The sequence below is a fragment of the Larkinella arboricola genome, from assembly GCF_003259745.1.
Taxonomy (GTDB): domain Bacteria; phylum Bacteroidota; class Bacteroidia; order Cytophagales; family Spirosomataceae; genus Larkinella; species Larkinella arboricola.
Genome location: NZ_QLMC01000030.1, coordinates 1 through 2623 on the forward strand (window position 1 = coordinate 1; position 2623 = coordinate 2623).

Annotated in this window: 1 rRNA gene; it reads right to left on the bottom strand. The window is 55.3% G+C overall.

Annotated features, from left to right (window positions below):
* Positions 1–2623 (bottom strand): 23S ribosomal RNA (locus tag LX87_RS28440); the annotation flags it as partial.

The window sequence follows — 2623 nt, forward strand, 5'->3', positions numbered from 1 at the left end:
TCAGGTCATTAGTACGGCTCGGCTGTAACGGTCTCCCGTCCTGCACCTGCCGCCTATCCACGTCATCGTCTCTAACGTCCTTCAACAGAAGACTCATCTCCGGGCCGGCTTCGCACTTAGATGCTTTCAGCGCTTATCCAAACCCCACGTAGCTACCCGGCCGTACCGTGGGCACAATAACCGGTTCACCAGCGGTGAGTCCACCCCGGTCCTCTCGTACTAAGGGCAGCCCCCGTCAATCTTCTAACGCCCACCACAGATAGGGACCGAACTGTCTCACGACGTTCTGAACCCAGCTCGCGTGCCACTTTAATCGGCGAACAGCCGAACCCTTGGGACCTTCTCCAGCCCCAGGATGTGACGAGCCGACATCGAGGTGCCAAACCTCCCCGTCGATGTGAGCTCTTGGGGGAGATCAGCCTGTTATCCCCGGCGTACCTTTTATCCTTTGAGCGATGGCCCACCCATGCGGAACCACCGGATCACTATACCCTGCTTTCGCACCAGCTCGGCCTGTCTGCCTCACTGTCAAGCTCGCTTCTGCTATTGCACTCCACAGCCGGTTACCAACCGGCCTGAGCGAACCTTTGGAAGCCTCCGTTACCCTTTCGGAGGCGACCACCCCAGTCAAACTACCCGCCAACCACGGTCCCTAACTTCTGTCAGGTTAGACGCCAACACACGCAAGGGTGGTATTTCAACGTTGGCTCCCCGATGCCTAGCGACACCGGCTCACAGCCTCCCACCTATCCTACACATGCTTGTGCCAGCGTCCATGATAAGCTGTAGTAAAGGTGCACGGGGTCTTTCCGTCCCGTGGCGGGTATCCGGCATCTTCACCGGAACTACAATTTCACCGAGCTCATGGCTGAGACAGTGCCCAGATCGTTACACCATTCGTGCAGGTCGGAACTTACCCGACAAGGAATTTCGCTACCTTAGGACCGTTATAGTTACGGCCGCCGTTTACTGGGGCTTCAGTTCAGCGCTTCGAGTTGCCCCTAACGCCCCCCCTTAACCTTCCAGCACCGGGCAGGTGTCAGACCCTATACTGAATCTCTCGATTTCGCAGAGTCCTGTGTTTTTGGTAAACAGTCGCCTGGGCCTTTTCTCTGCAGCCTCCCATTACTGGGTAGGCCCCCCTTCTCCCGAAGTTACAGGGTAAATTGGCCGAGTTCCTTAGCCATGATTCACTCGAGCACCTTAGATTATTCATCTCAACTACCTGTGTCGGTTTGCGGTACGGTTGGCTGTAAAATTAACGATAGCGGCTTTTCTTGGAAGCCCTTCCAGGACACTATCCCCGGCTCCCGAAGAAGCCAGGGTACTATCGGCCTCCACCTGATTCCACGGATTTGCCAATGAAATCAATAGCTTATAGCCTTCAACGCCCTATTCCCGCAGGGCGCGGTCCCTTCAGTACTCCGTCCCCGCTTCTCTCTTACAGCCAGTACGGGAATATTAACCCGTTTGCCCTCAGGTGCGGCCTTCGCCTTCCCCTTAGGGGCCGACTCACCCACCGTTGATTGCCATCGCGGTGGAATCCTTAGTCTTTCGGTGTGCAGGGTTCTCACCCGCATTGTCGTTACTTATGCCTACATTTGCTTTTCTAAGCGGTCCAGCAAAGCTCACGCTTCACCTTCACCCCCCTTAGAATGCTCTCCTACCACAACTAGCTAAGCTAGTGTCCACGGCTTCAGTGGGTTGCTTGATGCCCGTTTATTATCGATGCCCGCCTCGCTCGACCAGTGAGCTGTTACGCACTCTTTAAAGGAATAGCTGCTTCCAAGCTAACCTCCTGGCTGTCTCGGCAACCGGACCTCCTTTGTTCAACTGAGCAACCACTTGGGGACTTTAGCCGGTGGTCTGGGTTGTTCCCCTCTCGGAGTCGGACCTTAGCACCCGACCCCTCACTCCCGCATCACTTCTCAGGCATTCGGAGTTCGTCAGAAGTTGGTAGGATGTGACTCCCCCTAGTCCTATCGGTAGCTCTACCTCCTGAGAAATTCATATGCAAGGCTGTTCCTAAAAACATTTCGGAGAGTACGAGCTATTTCCGAGTTTGATTGGCCTTTCACCCCTACCCGCAGCTCATCCAAAAACTTTTCAACGTTTACTGGTGCGGTCCTCCATGACATGTTACTGCCACTTCAACCTGGCCACGGGTAGATCACCCGGTTTCGCGTCTACCCCCACTGACTGCATCGCCCTATTCAGACTCGCTTTCGCTTCGGCTCCCCCTCTCAAAAAGGGTTAACCTGGCCAGTGACGGTAACTCGTAGGCTCATTATGCAAAAGGCACGCTGTCACCCCACGAAAGGGCTCCAACCGTTTGTAGGCGTCTGGTTTCAGGTTCTATTTCACCCCGCTGCTTGCGGTACTTTTCACCTTTCCCTCACGGTACTACTGCGCTATCGGTCTCTGATGTGTATTTAGCCTTGGCAGATGGTGCTGCCAGCTTCAGAGGGGGTTCCTCCGGCCCCCCCCTACTCAGGATCCCAACCCCACCGATCAACCTTACCCGTACGGGTCTGTCACCCTCTATGGATGCGCTTCCCAACGCATTCCGGTTAATCAATCAGTTTGATGGTCGGTCCTACAACCCCGCCGTGGCCGTAACCAC